The organism is Streptomyces sp. TLI_146 (assembly GCF_002846415.1).
Lineage (GTDB): Bacteria > Actinomycetota > Actinomycetes > Streptomycetales > Streptomycetaceae > Streptomyces.
The window spans coordinates 2,867,994-2,886,650 of record NZ_PJMX01000001.1 but is presented as its reverse complement, the minus strand read 5'-3'; the positions used below and the strand labels follow the sequence as shown (position 1 = coordinate 2,886,650).

Annotated in this window: 16 protein-coding genes; 11 read left to right on the top strand and 5 right to left on the bottom strand. The window is 73.0% G+C overall.

Annotation, left to right across the window (positions count from 1 at the left end; all coding sequences use genetic code 11):
- The first annotated feature begins 1 nt into the window (after window position 1).
- Complete coding sequence (locus BX283_RS13190; RefSeq protein WP_101387812.1) at window positions 2–2,824, top strand: DEAD/DEAH box helicase; 2,823 nt, start codon at window positions 2–4, stop codon at window positions 2,822–2,824.
- Window positions 2,825–2,954: 130 nt separating this feature from the next.
- On the top strand, window positions 2,955–4,178 hold the full coding sequence (locus tag BX283_RS13185) for an SWIM zinc finger family protein (protein WP_101387811.1): 1,224 nt from the start codon (window positions 2,955–2,957) through the stop codon (window positions 4,176–4,178).
- A 19-nt stretch (window positions 4,179–4,197) separates the two neighbouring features.
- Here the strand turns inward: BX283_RS13185 and BX283_RS13180 are convergent, their stop codons facing one another.
- Both BX283_RS13180 and BX283_RS13175 read right to left on the bottom strand, forming a co-directional pair.
- Window positions 4,198–4,851, bottom strand: a complete 654-nt coding sequence (locus tag BX283_RS13180; RefSeq protein WP_101387810.1) for a DUF2293 domain-containing protein — start codon at window positions 4,849–4,851, stop codon at window positions 4,198–4,200.
- 100 nt (window positions 4,852–4,951) lie between these two features.
- Window positions 4,952–6,163 (bottom strand): pyridoxal phosphate-dependent aminotransferase, encoded by a 1,212-nt coding sequence (locus BX283_RS13175; RefSeq protein ID WP_101387809.1) that lies wholly within the window; start codon window positions 6,161–6,163, stop codon window positions 4,952–4,954.
- A 115-nt stretch (window positions 6,164–6,278) separates the two neighbouring features.
- On the opposite strand from BX283_RS13175, the gene BX283_RS13170 reads away from it, so the two are divergent.
- Together BX283_RS13170 and BX283_RS13165 are read left to right on the top strand one after the other, a co-directional pair.
- Complete coding sequence (locus BX283_RS13170) at window positions 6,279–6,932, top strand: helix-turn-helix domain-containing protein (RefSeq protein ID WP_101387808.1); 654 nt, start codon at window positions 6,279–6,281, stop codon at window positions 6,930–6,932.
- A 160-nt stretch (window positions 6,933–7,092) separates the two neighbouring features.
- Window positions 7,093–7,734 (top strand): uridine kinase, encoded by a 642-nt coding sequence (locus tag BX283_RS13165; protein WP_101387807.1) that lies wholly within the window; start codon window positions 7,093–7,095, stop codon window positions 7,732–7,734.
- A gap of 7 nt (window positions 7,735–7,741) precedes the next feature.
- Here the strand turns inward: BX283_RS13165 and BX283_RS13160 are convergent, their stop codons facing one another.
- Together BX283_RS13160 and BX283_RS13155 are read right to left on the bottom strand one after the other, a co-directional pair.
- On the bottom strand, window positions 7,742–8,635 hold the full coding sequence (locus tag BX283_RS13160) for a carbohydrate kinase family protein (RefSeq protein WP_257584287.1): 894 nt from the start codon (window positions 8,633–8,635) through the stop codon (window positions 7,742–7,744).
- 92 nt (window positions 8,636–8,727) lie between these two features.
- Window positions 8,728–9,633, bottom strand: coding sequence for a pseudouridine-5'-phosphate glycosidase (locus BX283_RS13155; RefSeq protein WP_101387805.1), 906 nt, complete (start codon window positions 9,631–9,633; stop codon window positions 8,728–8,730).
- Between the two features lie 196 nt (window positions 9,634–9,829).
- On the opposite strand from BX283_RS13155, the gene BX283_RS13150 reads away from it, so the two are divergent.
- Window positions 9,830–10,219, top strand: coding sequence for a cupin domain-containing protein (locus BX283_RS13150; RefSeq protein ID WP_101387804.1), 390 nt, complete (start codon window positions 9,830–9,832; stop codon window positions 10,217–10,219).
- Window positions 10,220–10,284: 65 nt separating this feature from the next.
- Here BX283_RS13150 and BX283_RS13145 read toward each other — a convergent pair whose 3' ends face one another.
- Entirely contained in the window at window positions 10,285–10,866 is a 582-nt protein-coding gene (locus tag BX283_RS13145; protein WP_101392314.1) for a methylated-DNA--[protein]-cysteine S-methyltransferase, read from the bottom strand.
- Between the two features lie 276 nt (window positions 10,867–11,142).
- Between BX283_RS13145 and BX283_RS13140 the strand changes: the two genes are divergently transcribed.
- From BX283_RS13140 to BX283_RS13115, 6 genes are all read left to right on the top strand, one after another.
- Window positions 11,143–12,003, top strand: coding sequence for an MHYT domain-containing protein (locus BX283_RS13140; RefSeq protein ID WP_101387803.1), 861 nt, complete (start codon window positions 11,143–11,145; stop codon window positions 12,001–12,003).
- Window positions 12,004–12,075: 72 nt separating this feature from the next.
- Window positions 12,076–14,208: an excinuclease ABC subunit UvrB gene (uvrB, locus tag BX283_RS13135; RefSeq protein WP_101387802.1), complete on the top strand. Its 2,133-nt coding sequence runs from the start codon at window positions 12,076–12,078 to the stop codon at window positions 14,206–14,208.
- A 118-nt stretch (window positions 14,209–14,326) separates the two neighbouring features.
- The gene (locus BX283_RS13130; RefSeq protein ID WP_101387801.1) at window positions 14,327–14,905 is read left to right on the top strand and encodes a TerD family protein; all 579 of its coding nucleotides are present in this window, start codon (window positions 14,327–14,329) and stop codon (window positions 14,903–14,905) included.
- Window positions 14,906–15,048: 143 nt separating this feature from the next.
- Entirely contained in the window at window positions 15,049–16,968 is a 1,920-nt protein-coding gene (locus BX283_RS13125) for a TerD family protein (RefSeq protein WP_101387800.1), read from the top strand.
- Window positions 16,969–17,207: 239 nt separating this feature from the next.
- The gene (locus BX283_RS13120) at window positions 17,208–18,188 is read left to right on the top strand and encodes a TerC family protein (protein WP_101387799.1); all 981 of its coding nucleotides are present in this window, start codon (window positions 17,208–17,210) and stop codon (window positions 18,186–18,188) included.
- A gap of 140 nt (window positions 18,189–18,328) precedes the next feature.
- Entirely contained in the window at window positions 18,329–18,634 is a 306-nt protein-coding gene (locus BX283_RS13115; RefSeq protein ID WP_101387798.1) for a hypothetical protein, read from the top strand.
- Window positions 18,635–18,657: the final 23 nt, after the last annotated feature.

Sequence of the window (18,657 nt, the reverse complement as noted above, 5' to 3'; positions counted from 1 at the left end):
CATGACGCGGACCGAGCTGAAGGCGGCGCCCGTACCGCTGCCCGGCGTGTCCGCCGCCGCGGTGTTCCTGCCCGCGGGCCTGCCCCGCGAGGGGAAGGTCGCCTTCTGGGACCCGGCGGGCGGCCCGCCGCCCCAGGCCGCCGCGGGCGAGGTCGCCGAGCTGACCGTGGTGCGGCGCCACGGCGGCGGCGCCGGGCGGCGCACCGTCGCGGCCCGTCTGCTGCCCGTCACCGAGGCCCTGCCCCTGCTCGTCCGGGCCCGGAACCACCCCGCCGCGCACCCCGCGGCCGCCTGCTGGGGCGCCGCCGCGCTGCACGCCCTGCACCTGGTCGCGCGCGGCAGGCTGCTGCCCGGCCTGACCGGGACCGATCACGACGCCTGGCGGGCGGGCCCGCTGGACGCCGACGACATCGCCCAGCTCCGCGCCATCGCCGCCGCGATGCCGTACGAGGCGTACGGAGTCCCGGCGCCGGGCCGCGGCCCGCTGCGGCTGCCCGACCCGGAGGCGCTGGTGCGGGCCTTCCTGGACGCGGTCGCGGACAGCCTGCCGCGCACCCCGGCCGCCGCCCACGCGGTCGGCCCGGCGTTCGCGGCGGCCGAGCCCCAGCACCTGCCCGGCGCGCGCGTGTGGGCGGCGGAGGCGGCGGCGGGCATGGACGCGGGCGTACGGGTGTCCCTGCGCCTGGACCTGTCCGGTTACGGGATGTTCGACAGCGACCACGACGAGGACGCGCGGCGCGCGGGTTCCGCCGTCGTCCAGGTCCACAGCCTCGCCGACCCCACCCTGGTCGTCGACGCGGTGGGCCTGTGGGAGGGCGAGCGGTCCGACGCGTTCGGCCCGCGCGCGCGGATCGACGCCCTGCTCGCGCTGCGCCGGGCCGCCCGGGTCTGGCCACCCCTGGGCCTGCTGCTCGAACGGTCGGTGCCGGACGTGCTGCCCCTCACCGAGAGCGAGCTGTACGACCTGCTCGGCTCGGCCGCGACCCGCCTGGACGCGGCGGGGGTCGCCGTGCACTGGCCGCGCGAGCTGGCCCGCACCCTGAGCGCCACCGCCGTCGTACGGCCCGCGCCGGGCTCGGCGACCGACGGCACGGCGTTCTTCGACGCCGGTGAACTGCTCGCCTTCAACTGGGAGCTGGCGCTCGGCGGCGAACCGCTCAGCCAGTCGGAGATGGACACCCTGGCCGAGTCCCACCGCCCGATCGTGCGGCTGCGCGACCAGTGGGTGGTGGCCGACCCCGAGCTCGTACGGAAGGCGAGGAAGCGGGACCTGGGGCTGCTCGACCCCGTGGACGCGCTCTCCGTCGCGCTCACCGGCACCGCGGAGGTCGACGGCGAGACGGTCGAGGCGGTCCCGGCCGGCGCGCTGGCCGTCCTGCGCGACCGCCTCACCGAGGGCCCGCGGGCCACCGCCCAGCCCCCGGGCCTGGACGCCACCCTGCGCGACTATCAGCTGCGCGGCCTCGCCTGGCTGGACCTGATGACCTCGCTCGGCCTCGGGGGCTGCCTCGCGGACGACATGGGTCTGGGCAAGACGATCACCGTGATCGCCCTCCATCTGCGCCGCGCGCGTCCCGAGCCGACGCTGGTGGTCTGCCCGGCCTCGCTGCTCGGCAACTGGCAGCGCGAGATCGCCCGGTTCGCGCCCGGCGTTCCCGTGCGGCGCTTCCACGGCAGCGACCGCAGCCTGGCGGACGTGGCGGGCGGCTTCGTCCTCACCACGTACGGCACGATGCGCGGCAGCGCCCCCCAACTGGCCGCGCACACTTGGGGGATGGTCGTCGCGGACGAGGCGCAGCACGTCAAGAACCCGCTCTCGGCGACGGCCAAGGCCCTGCGCACCGTCCCCGCCCCCGCGCGCGTCGCCCTCACCGGCACCCCGGTCGAGAACAACCTCTCCGAGCTGTGGGCGCTGCTCGACTGGACGACGCCCGGGCTGCTCGGCCCGCTCAAGTCGTTCCGCGCCCGCCACGCCCGGGCCGTGGAGAACGGCGAGGACGCGCAGGCGGCCGAGCGCCTGGCCCGGCTGGTCCGCCCCTTCCTCCTCCGGAGGAAGAAGTCCGACCCGGGCATCGTGCCCGAGCTGCCGCCCAAGACGGAGACCGACCACCCGGTCCCGCTCACCCGCGAACAGGCCTCGCTCTACGAGGCGGTCGTCCGGGAGGCCATGGCCGGGGTCGAGGCGGCCGAGGGCATCACCCGCCGCGCCCTGATCATGAAGCTCCTGACGGCCCTGAAGCAGATCTGCAATCATCCGGCGCAGTACCTGAAGGAGACGGCGCCCCGGCTGCACGCCCGCTCCGGCAAGCTGACCCTCCTCGACGAACTGCTGGACACGATCCTCGCGGAGGACGGCTCGGTCCTCGTCTTCACCCAGTACGTGGCGATGGCCCGGCTGCTCTCCGCGCACCTCACCGCGCGCGGAGTCCCCTCCCAACTCCTGCACGGCGGAACGCCGGTGGCGGAGCGGGACCGTCTGGTGGACGCGTTCCAGTCCGGCGAGGTCCCCGTCTTCATCCTCTCCCTGAAGGCGGCCGGCACCGGTCTCAACCTCACCCGGGCGGGCCACGTCGTCCACTACGACCGCTGGTGGAACCCGGCCGTGGAGGAGCAGGCCACCGACCGCGCCTACCGCATCGGCCAGACCCAGCCGGTGCAGGTACACCGCCTGATCGCCGAGGGCACCGTGGAGGACCGCATCGCGGAGATGCTCGCGGCGAAACGCGCCCTGGCCGACGCGGTCCTGGGTTCCGGCGAGAGCGCCCTGACCGAGCTCACGGACCGCGAGCTGGCGGACCTCATCTCCCTGAGGAGGGGATCATGAACGCCCGCCCGCCGCACGCGCTCCTGATAGGGCACCCCGCGCCCCTGACAGGACACCCCATGCTCTCGACAGGGCACCCCGCGCCCCCGCCAGGACACCTTCCCCGTCCCGCCCCCGAGAGGAGGCCCGTATGAGTCCGCTCCCCACCACCCGGTACGACGACCGCCGCCGCACCTTCCCGGCCCTGGGCGCCCGTTCGGAGCGGACCGGCACGTGGTGGGGCGAGGCCTGGGTGGAGGCGCTGGAGGACCTGGCCCTGGACCCGGCCCGACTGACCCGCGGCCGGAAGTACGCGCAGGCGGGCCACGTCGACGCGATCACCGTTACGCCCGGCCGGATCACCGCGTACGTCCACGGCTCCCGCCCCCGCCCGTACCGTACGGAACTGCGTCTGCGCACCCTGCCCGACCAGGCGTGGGAGGACTTCCTGGACACGGCGGCCCAGGACCCCGCCCACATCGCGGCGCTGCTCGACAAGGACCTGCCGCACACCCTCGCCGACCAGGTCGACCTGCTCCCCGCTCCCGGCGACCTGGTCCCGGACTGCTCCTGCCCCGACGACGGCTACCCGTGCAAGCACGCGGCGGCGCTCTGCTACCAGACGGCCCGGCTCCTCGACGAGGACCCGTTCGTCCTCCTGCTGATGCGCGGCCGCGGCGAGCAGGAGACGCTCGCCGCGCTCACCCGCCGCAACACCGCCCGGATGGCGGTGGAGAGGGAGACGCCCGCGCCCGAACTCCCCACGGTCGCCGCCCGCGAGGCCGTCCGGGCCGCCGCGCGGCCCGAGCTGCCGCCCCCGTTCCCGCCACCGCCGCGCGCGGGCCATCCGCCTGCTTTCCCCACCCTCCAGGGCGCCCCCGACGCACTCGCGCTCGATCTGCTGGCCACCGAGGCGGCGGCCCGGGCGCACGCCCTGCTGACCACCGGCGAGGACCCGATCGCGTCCTTGTCGCCGTGGCAGGACGCGGTCCGTCTGGCGGCGGCCCACCCGGGCTCCGGCGTGACCTCCACGACCAGGGCGCTGTACGCCGGCCTGTCCCGTGCCACCGGCCGCACCCCCACCGAGCTGGCCCGCGCGGTGGCCGCCTGGCGCCAGGGCGGCCTGGCGGCGCTCTCCGTCCTGGAGGAACCCTGGGACCCCCCGGCGGGCCCGTTCGACCGAGCCCGCCCGGCCCTGACAGCCGCCGGCCACCCCAACTTCCGCCCCTGGCGCAACCACCTCTCCACCCCCACCACCCAACTCCGCTACGGCCGCGACGGCCTCTGGTACGCGTACGAGTCCGACCCGGGGCGGGAGGACTGGTGGCCTCGGGGGATACCGGCGCAGGACCCGGTGGAGGCGGTCATACGGTGAGGCCGGCGGCGCGCCGGTGTCACGGTTGCCGACCGGCCGCCCAAGCCGCCAGCACCGCCTCCACCGCCGCGGCCACCCGCGCCCGGGCCCGGTTGCGTGGTACCCGGGCCATCAGGAGCTCGTCGTAGGGCGTGTCCAGGTGACGCACGGATGCGCGGAGCGCGGCCGTTACCGCGGTCTCGTCCAGGGCGCGGCCCGCCGCGCTGCGGCCCACGCGGCCGCTGCCGCGGACCGAGGCGTGGACCGCGACGTGATGGGCCCGTTCGGGCGGGCAGCCCGGGAACAGACGCAGGATCTCGGCCTCCAGGGCCGCGGTGAAGCGGACGTCCTCGGCGGCCCGTCGGAGCGCGTCGCGGGCGCGGCGGCGCGCGCGGGCCTCCGCGTCGGCCAGACAGCGCTGCTCGGCGACGGCGAGCGCCGCCTCCTCGACGAGCACGCCCTGGCGTTCGTACCGGCGCCGACGGCGGTTGAAGCGGATCACGACGGCCGAGAGCGTGCTCTCCTCCCGGGCCCGGCGCGTCAGGGCGGTGTCACCGCGCGGCAGGAACACGAGGTGGCCGAGGTCCCCGCAGTCCAGGCAGCGCGGGGCGCCGGAATCCAGGACGATCCGGGGGAGGGGACCCCGGTCGCACTCGGCGCAGCGGTGATGTCGTCTGGGTTCGATGACGAGAATGGGGCGCCTCCCTCTCCCGTTCCCCCCCCATCTTCCCGATCCCTCGACGCGCGTTCGGGTAAACCGGGCGCGAGAGCCACCGGCAGCTGCCGTACCCGCCCTACTGCCGGTACCCGCTCAAGAACCGCCCGATCCGGCTGATCGCCGCGTCCAGGTCGTCCGCGTGCGGGAGCGTCAGGATGCGGAAGTGGTCCGGGCGCGGCCAGTTGAAGCCCGTGCCCTGGACCACCTGGATCTTCTCCCGCAGCAGCAGGTCAAGGACGAACTTCTCGTCGTCTTCGATCGGGTGAACCTTGGGGTCGATCCGGGGGAACGCGTACAGGGCGCCCTTCGGCTTCACACAGGACACGCCCGGGATCTCGTTCAGCTTCTCCCAGGCCCGGTTGCGCTGCTCGTGCAGCCGTCCGCCAGGTGCGGTCAGCTCCTTGATGGACTGGCGGCCGCCGAGCGCGGCCTGGATGGCGTACTGGGCGGGCGCGTTGGGGCACAGCCGCATGGAGGCGAGCATGGTGAGCCCCTCCAAGTAGTTCTTGGCGTGCTGCTGGGGGCCGCTGACGACCAGCCAGCCGGAGCGGAACCCCGCCACCCGGTACGTCTTCGACAGCCCGCTGAACGTGAGGACGACCAGGTCGGGGGCGAGGGCGGCGGCGGTGTGGGCGACGGCGTCGTCGTAGACGATCTGGTCGTAGATCTCGTCCGCGAACACCATCAGCTGGTGGCGGCGGGCCAGGTCGAGGATGCCCTCGATGACCTCCTTCGGATACACCGCGCCCGTGGGGTTGTTGGGGTTGATGATGACGACGGCCTTGGTGCGGTCGGTGATCTTCGATGCCATGTCATCGAGGTCGGGGTACCAGTCGGCCTGCTCGTCGCAGATGTAGTGGACGGCCTTGCCGCCCGCGAGCGTGGTGACGGCGGTCCACAGGGGGAAGTCCGGTGCGGGGATGAGGACTTCGTCGCCGTCTTCGAGCAGTGCCTGTACGGCCATGGAGACCAGCTCGGAGACGCCGTTGCCGAGGAAGACGTCGTCGACGGAGACGTCCGGCAGGCCCATCGCCTGGTAGCGCTGGGCGACGGCGCGGCGGGCCGACAGGATGCCGCGCGAGTCCGTGTAGCCGTGGGCCTGCGGAAGCATCCGGATCATGTCCTGGAGGATCTCCTCCGGCGCCTCGAAGCCGAAGAGCGCCGGGTTGCCGGTGTTGAGGCGCAGGACGCTGTGGCCCGCCTCCTCCAGCGCGTTGGCGTGCTCGATCACCGGGCCGCGGATCTCGTAACAGACCTCGCTCAGCTTGCTCGACTGCCGGAACTCCATGCCGTGGCCCTCCCGCGGTGCCCAGATCCCTCTGGCGTGACTCGCCTGTACTGCGTCACTTGGTTTTACCAAGTTGGAGCTTGGAAAGTCCAACATGTTGTCTAGACTGCGTCGTATGCCACGTCAGCCACGCCGTCGAAGCTACGACCAGTACTGCGCCGCTGCCCGCGCCCTCGATGCCGTCGGGGACCGGTGGACGCTGCTGATCGTCCGGGAACTCCTCGCCGGACCGCGTCGTTATACAGATCTGCACGCGGATCTGCCGGGTGTCTCCACGGATGTGCTCGCCTCCCGGCTCAAGGACATGGAGCGCGAGGAGCTGGCGACCCGCCGCAAGCTGCCTCCGCCCGCGGCCGCGACGGTGTACGAACTGACCGCGCGCGGACGCGAGTTGCTGCCCGTGCTGACCGCCCTCGCCGCCTGGGGTGCGCCGGAGCTCGCCGAGCGGCGGCCCACCGACGCCGTGCGCGCGCACTGGTTCGCGATCCCGCTGATCCCGCTGCTGCACCGCCTTCCGTACGTCCCGGCGGTTCTCGACGTACGCCTGGACGAGGGCGAGTTCCACGTCCGGACCGACGGGTCCGCGGAGGGCGGCGGCGCGGTGTACGGGGACGGGCCCGCGCCGGACGCCGACGCCCGGCTCGTCCTGGACGCCGACACCTGCCGTGCGCTAGCGGAAGGCGCGCTGACAGTCGAGGAGGGCGTCAAGGACGGGCGGATCGAGGTGACGGGCGACGGGCCCGTCGCGGCGGCCCTGCGCGGCGAGTAACCGTCCTCCGCAAGGAGGGCTCGTACAGGAAGGCCCATAAGGAGGCCCATAAGCCATCAGCAAGGGCTGTGCGGAATCGCTGCGGAATCCGCGGACGCAACCTCCGCACACCCCTCAGGGTCGCCGCCGCGCCCGTCGGAGCAGCCCGCATCATGGAGGCGTGCGACTCGAAGCGATCACATGGGAACGGCTGACCGAAGCCCTGGCGGAGCGTGCCGTGGCCGCGCAGGCCGAGGCCGACGGCCCCTGGCTGCGCGTCGGCCTCGACGGGGCGCCCGCGGCCCGTCCCGGTGAGCTGGCGCAGTCGCTCGCTGAGGCGCTGCGCATACGAGGGCGGTCGGTGCTCGTCCTGTCCACGGAGGGCTTCCTGCGGCCCGCCTCGCTGCGCTACGAGTACGGCCGCGAGGACCCGGACACGTACTTCGACGGCTGGTTCGACACCGCCGCGCTGTGGCGGGAGGTGTTCGATCCGCTGGAGCCCGGGGGCAGCGGCCGGGTGCTGCCCGACCTCTGGGACCCGGTCACTGACCGGGCGACCCGGAGCGGGTACCGACTCCTCCCGAAGGGAGGAGTGCTGCTGGTGCACGGGCCCTTGCTGCTGGGGCGCTGGTTCCCCTTCGACCTCACCGTTCACGTCCGCCTCTCGCCGGGCGCGCTGCGGCGGCGTACGGAGGAGGGCGCCCGGTGGACGCTCGCCGCGTTCGAACGGTACGAGGAGGAGGTGCGGCCCGCCGAGGCCGCCGACGTGGTCGTGCGTGCCGACGACCCCGGGCATCCGGCGTGGAACGGCAAGTCCGACTGACAAAGGGTCAGCCGAGTAGGGGTGGCGGCCGTCCGCCCACCACCGTCACCGCCTCTGCGCCCGCCCGGCAGCCCGCCGTCGCCGCCCCGGCCGGGTCCGCGCCCGCGAGGAGGGCGGCGAGGAAGCCACCGGTGAAGGCGTCGCCCGCGCCCGTCGAGTCGACCGGCGCCGCGTCCGGCGGCGGGGCCGCCACCCGGGCGACGACCTCACCGGCCACCGCCACCAGCGCCCCGGCCGCCCCGAGCGTGACCGCGACCAGCGGGAACCTGCGACTCAACTCCGCCGCCGCGTCCGACGGTTCGGCGCATCCCGTGAGCAGCCGCGCCTCGTCGGCGTTGGGCAGCAGCACCTCCACACCCTCGGCTGCCGCCAGGAACCGCTCGACGCCCAGCTCGGCCAGGAACCCCGCCGACGCGGGGTCCAGGCTCACCGGAACCCCCGCGTCCAGTGCCGAACGGCAGGCGGTGAGGGCCAGTTCACGGCTGGCGTCGGCGAAGAACAGATAGCCGGAGAGGTGCAGTCGGCCGACGCCGTCCAGGAACGCGGGGTTCCAGTCGGCGGGGGATATCCGCAGTACGGCGCCGCTGTCGGTGAGGAAGGTGCGCTCGGCGGTCGCGGTGTCGACCAGCGAGACGACGGTGGCGGTGGGCGCCGCCGGGTCGGCGATCAGCAGCGGCCGTACGCCCGCGCGCCGCAGTCGGCGCTCGTGCCAGGCCAGTGCGTCGCTGCCGACCCGGCCCAGGACGCGCACGTCCGCGCAGCCCGAACGGGCCGCCCAGCAGGCCGCGTTGGCGCCTGACCCGCCCGGGACCGTGCGGATCTCGGCCGCAGTGTCCGTGGCGGGCGCCAGCGGTCCCCGGTGCCGGGCGACGACGTCGGTCACCACGTCCCCGACGACCAGGAGCCCGCGGGGCGCGGTGCCGCTGGACGCCCTGGCGGTCCGGTCCGCCGCCTCGCGGGCCTGGCCCGCCTCCGCCCCGGCGGGCGCGTCCGTCACAGCGCCGCCGCGATCGCCGCCGCGAGGCGTACGTTGCCGCGCACCGCCGCCACGTTCGCCTCCAGGGACGCCCCGCCGGTGTGCCGCACCAGATGGTCGAGCAGGAACGGGGTGACGGCCTGGCCCGTGACGCCCTGCTCCCGGCAGGCGGCCAGGGCCTCGGCCAGCACCCGGTCGTGCAGCTCGGGATCGAGCTGTTCGGCCTCCGGCACCGGATTGGCCACGATCAGCGCCGAGTCGGGGCCGATCGCGTCATGGGAGCGCAGCACCTCGGCGGCCTCCTCGGGAGTGTGCACCGTCCAGTCGACCGGCTCGCCGGAGTCGGCCAGATAGAAGCCGGGGAAGCGGTCCGTCCCGTAGCCGACCACCCCGATGCCCAGTGTCTCCAGCCGCTGCAGCGTCGCCGGTACGTCGAGGATCGACTTCACCCCCGCGCACACCACCGCGACCGGCGTCCGGGAGAGGAGCGCCAGGTCCGCCGACTCGTCCTGGGTCTCGGTCCAGCCGCGGTGGACGCCGCCGAGCCCGCCGGTGGCGAAGACGCGGATGTCCGCCCAGTGGGCCAGGTACGCGGTCGCCGAGACGGTGGTGGCCCCGCTCGCGCCCGCGGCCAGCGCCATCGGCAGGTCGCGGTGGCCGAGCTTGCGCAGCCCGCCGCCCGCGATCCGCTCCAACTGGTCCTTGTCCAGGCCGACATGGGGCCGCCCGTCCAGGACGGCGACCGTGGCGGGCACGGCGCCCCCGGCCCGTACCAGCTCCTCCAGCTCCGTCGCCACCCGCAGATTGCGCGGGCGCGGCAGTCCGTGGGCGATGATCGTGGACTCCAGGGCGACCACCGGACGCCCCTCGGCCAGGGCCTCGCGGACCTCTTCGGACACCTTGAGTACGTCGTCGTAGGACATGCCCCATCCCTGGCGCGCCCGCGCACCGCGTAAACGTCACTTCGGCGATCACCTGTGCGAGGCGCGCGGAGGCGGCGGCCGCGAGGCCTACGGGGCCCGCCCCCGCGACCCACTCGCGGGGAGTCTGCTCCCGGTGGGCGGTTCCGGCCAGAGGCGGCGTCGAGGGCGTCGGAGGACTTGGCTAGATTGGCGCGCCATGACGACCAATGATCACATCGAGACCCCTTCCGTCGACGCGGCCGCCCCGGCCTCGTTCGTCGTCCACATCCCGGACGCGGAGCTGGAGCCGGAGCCCCTGGACCCCGCCCAGATCGTCTCGGGCACCCCCGAGGTCACCGGCAAGGTGCTCTGGGAGTCGCCCGACGGCAAGCAGGTGCGCGGCATCTGGCAGATCACTCCCGGCGTGGTGACCGACACCGAGGCCGACGAGCTCTTCGTGGTGGTCAGCGGGCGCGCGACCGTCGAGGTGGCGGGCGGCGAGACCCTGGAGCTCGGCCCCGGCGACGCGTGCGTGCTGCGCGAGGGCGACCGGACGACGTGGACCGTGCACGAGACGCTGCGCAAGGCGTACCACATCAGCCTCTAGCGGCCCGCCCAGCACCTCACGGCGGCCCGGCCCGGCCCGGACGCCCGAGGAGCGCACCGGAGCCCTCAGAACAGCGGCTGCGGCAGCACCCCTTCCAGGGCGAGCAGCCGCCGCTTGGTCTCCAGGCCGCCGCCGAACCCGCCGAGCCCGCCGTCGCTCTCCACCACCCGGTGGCAGGGCACCACGACGGGCAGCGGGTTGGACCCCATCGCGGCGCCCACCGCCTGCGCCGCCCGGGGCTGGCCGACCCGGTCGGCGAGGTCGCCGTACCCCACCACCGTCCCGTACGGAACGGTCGCCTCCAGCTCGCGGAGCACCTGGCGGTTGAACCCGGAGGAGAGCGACCAGTCCAGCGGCAGCTCGAACGCGCGCAGGTCCCCCGCGAAGTACGCCTCCAGCTGGCGTATGGGCTCGGCCAGCGGGCCCGTGCCGTCCTGGGGGCGGGCCGGGACCGGCTCGGCCCCGAGACGGGCCGCCAGGCCGCGCAGCGCCTTGTCCCGGACCGCCTCCCGGGCGTGGAAGACCACGTTCACCAGCCCCTGGTCGGTCGCGGCGAGGAGCAGCGGGCCGATGTCGCTGCCGACGACCGCCCACACCACCCGCTCCGGCCCCCGCGGGGCCCGCTCGAACTGCTCGTCGCTGTTCATGCCGCCACCGTACGACCCGCCACTGACAACGCCCGCCGGGCGGCTCAGGGCGCGGTTCCGTCCGGTCACCGGGGGCCGGCCGCCGCCCATCGGACGGGTCCGGCCGCGCTCCCACGACCGCCGGGAACGGAGTTCCCGGGTCCGGGTGTCGACAAATTGGCGTGAAAATGTTTGCCTGTCGCTCGGCGAGCCTTAATGTCGCCCCGAACCAGGGCCTCCGCGACAGCAGTCGGCCTCTTCAGTCGGTAGTCGGTACGGGGTGAAGGGCGCATGCATATGCACGGGACGGTCGACGGCTTCACCTACGGCCTCGTCACGCCAGTCGTGGCGTTCCTCATGGCCTGTCTGGGCGGTGCGCTCGGGCTGCGCTGCACCGCCAGATCGCTGCGGGCCGACCGGCCCTTCAGGGCGCTCTGGCTGGCGCTCGGCGCCACCTCCATCGGCTCCGGCATATGGACCATGCACTTCATCGCGATGATGGGCTTCACGGTCCGCCAGGAGGTGCTGAGCTACGACAGGGCGATCACGTTCGCCAGCCTGGGCCTGGCCATCGTGATGGTCGGGATCGGCATCTTCATCGTCGGCTACCGGGGCGCCACACCCCTGGCGCTGGTCACCGGCGGGACCATCACCGGGCTCGGCGTGGCCTCGATGCACTACCTCGGGATGGCCGGAATTCGACTGCGCGGAGAGTTCGCGTACAACACCCTCACCGTCAGCCTCTCGGTGGTGATCGCGGTCGTCGCCGCCACCGCCGCCCTCTGGGCGGCCGTCTCGGTCGACGGCTTCCTCGCCAGCCTCGGCGCCAGCGTCGTCATGGGCGTCGCCGTGACCGGCATGCACTACACGGGGATGGCCGCGCTCAGCGTCCATCTGCACGACGGCGCGGGCACCGCCGCCGGGGACTCCTCGGCCACCGTGCTCGCGCCGATGCTCATCGGCCCGGTCGCCTTCCTGGTGCTCGCGGGCGTCGTCGTGATGTTCGACCCGCTCGTGGTGATGGGCAAGCCCGAGTGGGAGAAGCGGCCGCCCCGCCCGGCGCCCGTCCCCCGCCACCTGCCGTCGTTCCCGGACCGGACCGAATGGGCCGCCCCGCACCGGCCCGGCGAGGGCTCCTCGTCGCCGCACGACTGGTGACCCGGGGCCGGCCGGGCCCCGCTCCCGGGCCGATCGCGCCCGACTGTCAGTGGGGGGTCGTACGGTGGTTCCATGCGGCCCGTTTCCAAGATCGAACGTACGGTGGCGCCTTTCGAGGTCGTCAGCCCCTACCAGCCCAGCGGCGACCAGCCGGCGGCCATCGCCGAGCTGGAGCGGCGCATCCGCGCAGGTGAGAAGGATGTCGTCCTGCTGGGCGCGACCGGCACCGGAAAGTCGGCGACGACTGCCTGGATGATCGAGAAGCTCCAGCGCCCCACGCTGGTCATGGCGCCGAACAAGACGCTGGCGGCCCAGCTGGCGAACGAGTTCCGCGAGCTCCTGCCCAACAACGCCGTCGAGTACTTCGTGTCGTACTACGACTACTACCAGCCCGAGGCGTACGTCCCGCAGTCGGACACGTACATCGAGAAGGACTCCTCGATCAACGAGGAGGTCGAGCGGCTGCGCCACTCGGCGACGAACTCGCTGCTGACCCGCCGCGACGTGATCGTGGTGGCCTCCGTCTCGTGCATCTACGGCCTGGGCACGCCGCAGGAGTACGTGGACCGGATGGTGCCGCTGAAGGTCGGCGAGGAGATCGACCGCGACCAGCTGCTCCGCCGCTTCGTCGACATCCAGTACACGCGCAACGACGTGGCCTTCGCACGCGGCACGTTCCGGGTGCGCGGCGACACCATCGAGATCTTCCCGGTCTACGAGGAGCTGGCCGTCCGGATCGAGATGTTCGGCGACGAGATCGAGGCGCTGTCCACGCTCCACCCGCTCACCGGCGAGGTCATCAGCGAGGACCAGGAGCTCTACGTCTTCCCCGCCAGCCACTACGTGGCCGGACCGGAGCGCATGGAGAAGGCGATCACCGGCATCGAGCAGGAGCTGGAACAGCGCCTGGCCGAGCTGGACAGGCAGGGCAAGCTGCTGGAGGCCCAGCGGCTGCGGATGCGCACCACGTACGACATCGAGATGCTGCGCCAGATCGGCAGCTGCTCGGGCGTCGAGAACTACTCGATGCACTTCGACGGCCGCGAGCCCGGCACCGCCCCCAACACGCTGCTCGACTACTTCCCGGACGACTTCCTGCTCGTCCTCGACGAGTCGCATGTGACCGTCCCCCAGATCGGCGCGATGTACGAGGGCGACGCCTCCCGCAAGCGCACCCTGGTCGACCACGGCTTCCGGCTGCCCTCCGCGATGGACAACCGGCCGCTGAAGTGGGAGGAGTTCCTGGGCCGCATCGGCCAGACCGTCTACCTCTCGGCGACGCCCGGCAAGTACGAGCTGTCGCGCGGCGACGGCTTCGTCGAGCAGATCATCCGCCCCACCGGCCTGGTCGACCCCGAGGTCGTGGTCAAGCCCACCGAGGGGCAGATCGACGACCTGGTGCACGAGATCCGCAAGCGCACCGAGAAGGACGAGCGCGTCCTGGTCACCACCCTCACCAAGAAGATGGCCGAGGACCTGACGGACTACTTCCTGGAGATGGGCATCCAGGTGCGCTATCTGCACAGCGACGTCGACACCCTGCGCCGGGTCGAGCTGCTGCGCGAGCTGCGGGCGGGCGAGTACGACGTGCTGGTCGGCATCAACCTGCTCCGCGAGGGCCTGGACCTGCCCGAGGTGTCGCTGGTCGCGATCCTCGACGCCGACAAGGAGGGCTTCCTGCGCTCGGGCACCTCGCTGATCCAGACCATCGGCCGCGCGGCGCGCAACGTCTCGGGCCAGGTCCATATGTACGCCGACAAGATCACCCCGGCGATGGAGAAGGCCATCGAGGAGACCAACCGCCGCCGGGAGAAGCAGGTCGCGTACAACAAGGAGCACGGGATCGACCCGCAGCCGCTGCGGAAGAAGATCAACGACATCGTCGCGACCATCGCGCGCGAGGAGGTCGACACCGAGCAGCTGCTCGGCTCCGGCTACCGCAAGGGGAAGGACGGCAAGGGCGCCAAGGCGCCGGTCCCCGCGCTCGGCGCCAAGGCGGCGAAGTCGAAGGCGAAGGCGGGCAAGGGCGGCGAGGTCCTCACCGACCGCCCGGCGGCCGAACTCGCCGAGCAGATCGAGGAGATGACGGACCGGATGCGGGCCGCCGCCGCCGAGCTGCAGTTCGAGATCGCCGCCAGGTTGCGTGACGAAGTCGGCGAGCTGAAGAAGGAGTTGCGGCAGATGCGGGAGGCGGGACAGGCCTGACGGCCCGCCACCCGCTGTGTTGCAAGACCGACACAAATCCGCCCCGAGCGGTGGCGCACATCGCGCCACTGCGTAGGGTCGGGCCGAGAACGTAAGAAATGCGGAGAGGGGACAGCGCGTGACGGTCAATCTGACCAAGGGCCAGGCCATCAGCCTGGAGAAGCAGGGTGGCGGCACCCTGACCGCGGTGCGGATGGGGCTCGGCTGGCAGGCGGCGCCGCGCCGCGGCCTGTTCGGCTCGCGCACCCGGGAGATCGACCTGGACGCCTCGGCGGTGCTCTTCGCCGACAAGCAGCCGGTGGACGTGGTGTTCTTCCGCCACCTCGTCAGCGACGACGGCTCGGTGCGGCACACCGGCGACAACCTGGTGGGCGGCGCGGGCCAGGGCGGCGACGACGAGTCGATCCTCGTCGACCTCCAGCGCGTCCCGGTCCACATCGACCAGATCGTCTTCACGGTGAACTCGTTCACCGGCCAGACGTTCCAGGAAGTGCAGAACGCGTTCTGCCGCATCGTCGACGAGACCAACGGCCAGGAGCTGGCGCGCTACACGCTGGACGGCGGCGGTCAGTACACGGCGCAGATCATGGCGAAGGTGCACCGCGCGGGCGCGGGCTGGCAGATGACCGCCATCGGCAACCCGTCCAACGGCCGCACCTTCCAGGACCTGATGCCGGCGATCCTGCCGCACCTGTAGAAGATCCGGCCGCACTCGTGGACGCGGCCGTACGCAGGCACCACCGGCCACCACGGCCGCAACCGCAGCTCCCGGAGGCAAGGCCGCCGGGAGCTGCCCCGCACCACCGTGCACCACCGGCAACTCGACGAGGGGACAGAGCGATGACGGCCGAGCTGGTTCGGGGACAGAACCACCCCCTGCCCCGGACCCGACTGGAGATCCGGGTGTCGGCCGGGACACCGATCGTCGCCGGCGCCACCCTGGGCGACGAGAGCGGCACGGTGCGCGGGACGGAGTGGGTGGCCCACCCCGGCACGCCCACGCTGCCGGGCCTGGAGGTCTCCCGGCAGGCCGCCGCCGACCACCGCCTCGCCGTGGACCTGGAGGCGCTGCCCCAGGGCGTGCACCGGGTGAGCGTGCTGCTCGCGCTGCCGCCCGGGGCGGGCCCGAGCCGGTTCGCCGCCGTCGCCGCGCCCTTCGTGGCCGTCACCGGCCTCGACGGCACCGAGGTTGCCAGCTACACGATCACCGGTCTGGACGCGGAGTCGGCGGTCGTCGCCCTGGAGCTCTATCTGCGCGGCGGCGTCTGGAAGGTCCGCGCGATCGGCCAGGGCTACGCGGGCGGCCTCGCCGACATGCTGGTCGACCAGGGCCTGCCGCAGGCCCGTGAGCTCGCCGCCGTCATCCTGGACGCGGTCGCCCTGGGCGCCTCCCGCTCGGTCGCGGCGCCCCCGCCCCGTGCCTCCGACGAGGCGCGGGTACGGACGGGAGCGCCCGGCGCCGGCGGAAGCGACGGCGGTCCGGCGGGCGCCGCGCCCGCGCCCGAGGCCGCCCAGCAGCCCCTGACCGACAGCGGACCCATCGACTACGCGCACCCGCGCCGCCAGACCACCGCGCCCCCGCCGCCGCCCCCCACCGCACCGCCCGCCGCCCCGGGCGAGCCGCCGGTCCCCGTGGCGGGCGACGCCACCGGCTGGTCCATGGAGGAGCGCCTCTACAACCAGGTGTGGGGCATGTTCGAGGATCTGGCCCGCACCACCGCCTCGTACCGCAGCGCCGTCGACTTCGCCGACTCGCGGATGGAGCAGGAGCTCGACCGGGCCCTCGCGGATCCGCGCAGCCGCATCGGCTCCACCGGTGACCGGGCCCGCGAGGAGGCCTCGGCCCGCCGCGAGCAGCTGGTCGACCGCGCGCGCGAGGCCTTCGACCGGGACCTGGCGCAGCTGACCGCCGAGTCCGAGGTCGTCGAGCCCGCCCTGCCGCCCGCCTACGCCCGCTGGGACAACCCCGTCTGGCACGGCTACCGGGTGCCGATGGAGATCCCGATGGCCCTGCGCGTCGGGGACCTGCGGCTGCCGGAGCGGCCGGAGCTGCGGATTCCGATGCTGGTGCGGCTGCCGCTGGAGCGCGGCCTGTGGATCGACTCCGGGCGCTCGGGCTCCGAGGCCGCCGCCTTCATGGACGCCGAGCAGGTCAAGCGGCTCGCCGTGGAGACCGCGGTGGCGCTGGCGGCCCGGCTGCTCGCGGTGTACCCGGCGCACGAGTTCGCCGTGCACGTCGTGGACCCGGCGGGCGCGGCGGCGGGGGCGTTCGCGCCGCTGACGCACGCGGGGGTGCTCGGTGAGCCGCCCGCGGCCGGTGCCCAGGGAGTGGCGGCCGTGCTCGCCCGGCTCACCGAGCGCGTAGACCTGCTCCAGATGGCGGCGCGGGGCGGCGCCGGGGCGGACGCGCTGCCGCCCGGTATGGACACCGCCGAGCAGCTCCTGATCGTCAACGACTTCCCGCACGGGTTCGACGACCGCGCGGTCAACCAGCTGCGCTATCTCGCGGACGAGGGCCCGTCGGTCGGCGTCCATCTGCTGATGGTCGCGGACCGCGAGGACGCCAGCGCGTACGGGCCGGTGCTGCAGCCGCTGTGGCGCTCGCTGCTGCGGCTCACGCCGGTCCCGGACGACCACCTGGCCGATCCGTGGGTGGGGCACGCCTGGACGTACGAGCCGCCGCTGGTCCCGCCCGGCAGCGCGATCCTGGGGCAGGTGCTGGGCCAGGTCGCGGACGCGCGACGCGCCTGGCCGCGCTGACGCTCCTTCCCCGCACCCCTCCGGCCCTTGGTTCTTCTTTACCCTTCCCTTTACCTTCTCTTGGTGATTGGGGTAGGGTTCTTGGTGCGGAGGGGAGTACTCCCAACGCGGCGTTCCCGTCAGTACGGACCGATATGACCGGTTCCGGGGCGCCGGGCCGGGCGTGGCGACACGCCCGGGTGGAGGAGACCTCCGGCAGCGACGACGCTGATCTGTAGCGGTACGAAGCCGGAGGCACTGTGGACGTTTCCATGACCCTGTGGGTGCTGACCATTCTCGGTCTGTGCGCCCTGATCGCGGTCGACTTCTTCATCGGGCGCAAACCCCATGACGTGTCGGTCAAGGAAGCCGGAATCTGGACGGTCGTCTGGATCGTGCTCGCCGCGCTCTTCGGCGTCGGCCTGCTGGTCTTCGGCGACAGCCAGGCGTCCGGCGAGTTCTTCGCGGGCTTCATCACCGAGAAGTCGCTCTCCGTCGACAACCTCTTCGTCTTCATCCTGATCATGGCGAAGTTCTCGGTGCCGACCCACCTCCAGCAGCGCGTACTGCTCTTCGGCGTGCTGATAGCCCTGGTGCTGCGGGCGATCTTCATCGCGGCCGGCGCCGCGGTCATCGCCAACTTCGCCTGGGTCTTCTACCTCTTCGGCGCGTTCCTGATCTACACCGCCTGGAAGCTCATCCAGGAGGCGCGCTCCGACGAGGAGGACGAGGAGTTCGAGGAGAACCGCCTGCTCAAGTCCATCGAGAAGCGGTTCGGCGTCGCCGACCGCTACCACGGCACCAAGCTCTTCATCCAGGAGCACGGCAAGAAGGTCATGACGCCGCTGCTCGTCGTGATGCTCGCCATCGGCATGACCGACGTGCTGTTCGCGATGGACTCCATCCCCGCGATCTTCGGCCTGACCCAGGACCCGTACATCGTCTTCACCGCCAACGCCTTCGCGCTGATGGGTCTGCGCCAGCTGTACTTCCTCATCGGCGGACTGCTCAAGAAGCTCGTCCACCTCAGCTACGGCCTCTCGGTGATCCTCGGCTTCATCGGCGTGAAGCTGGTGCTGCACGCCCTGCACGAGAACGGGGTGAACGTCCCCGAGATCTCCATCCCCGTCTCGCTCGCCGTCATCTGCGGCGTGCTGGTGATCACCACGATCACCAGCCTGATGGCCGCCAAGAAGCAGACGGCGGCCGAGGAGGCCGAGAAGAAGAGCGTCGGGGTCTGACCCCCGGGGGCGCGCGGTGCATCCGCACCGGCGCGCGGCACCGGCCGGCCGGGCGCGGAGTTGCCGTGCCCGTCGGCCGGTGCTTGCTTGGACGGGGAGAGCTCCCGGTCGGCGGGGGCACCGCGGACCAGGAGGCCCCCATGAAGTTCGCGCAGATCATCGACTTCGAGACCGAGCGTGCGGACGAGATGCGCGAGCTCATCCGCCAGTACGAGGAGAGCGCCCGGGCACAGGGCCGCAAGCTCGGCCCCGTGCACCGCACCCTGCTGCGCGACCGGGCCAATCCGAACCGCTATCTGGCCGTGGTCGAGTTCGACTCGTACGAGGAGGCGATGGCCAACAGCGATGCGCCGGAGACGACCGAGCTCGCCAAGCAGCTCGCGGCGCTCTCCACGCGCCCGCCCGCCTTCACGGACTGCGACGTGGAGGAGTCGGAGGACCTGTAGCCCCCCGGCGCCCCTGGGAGCCC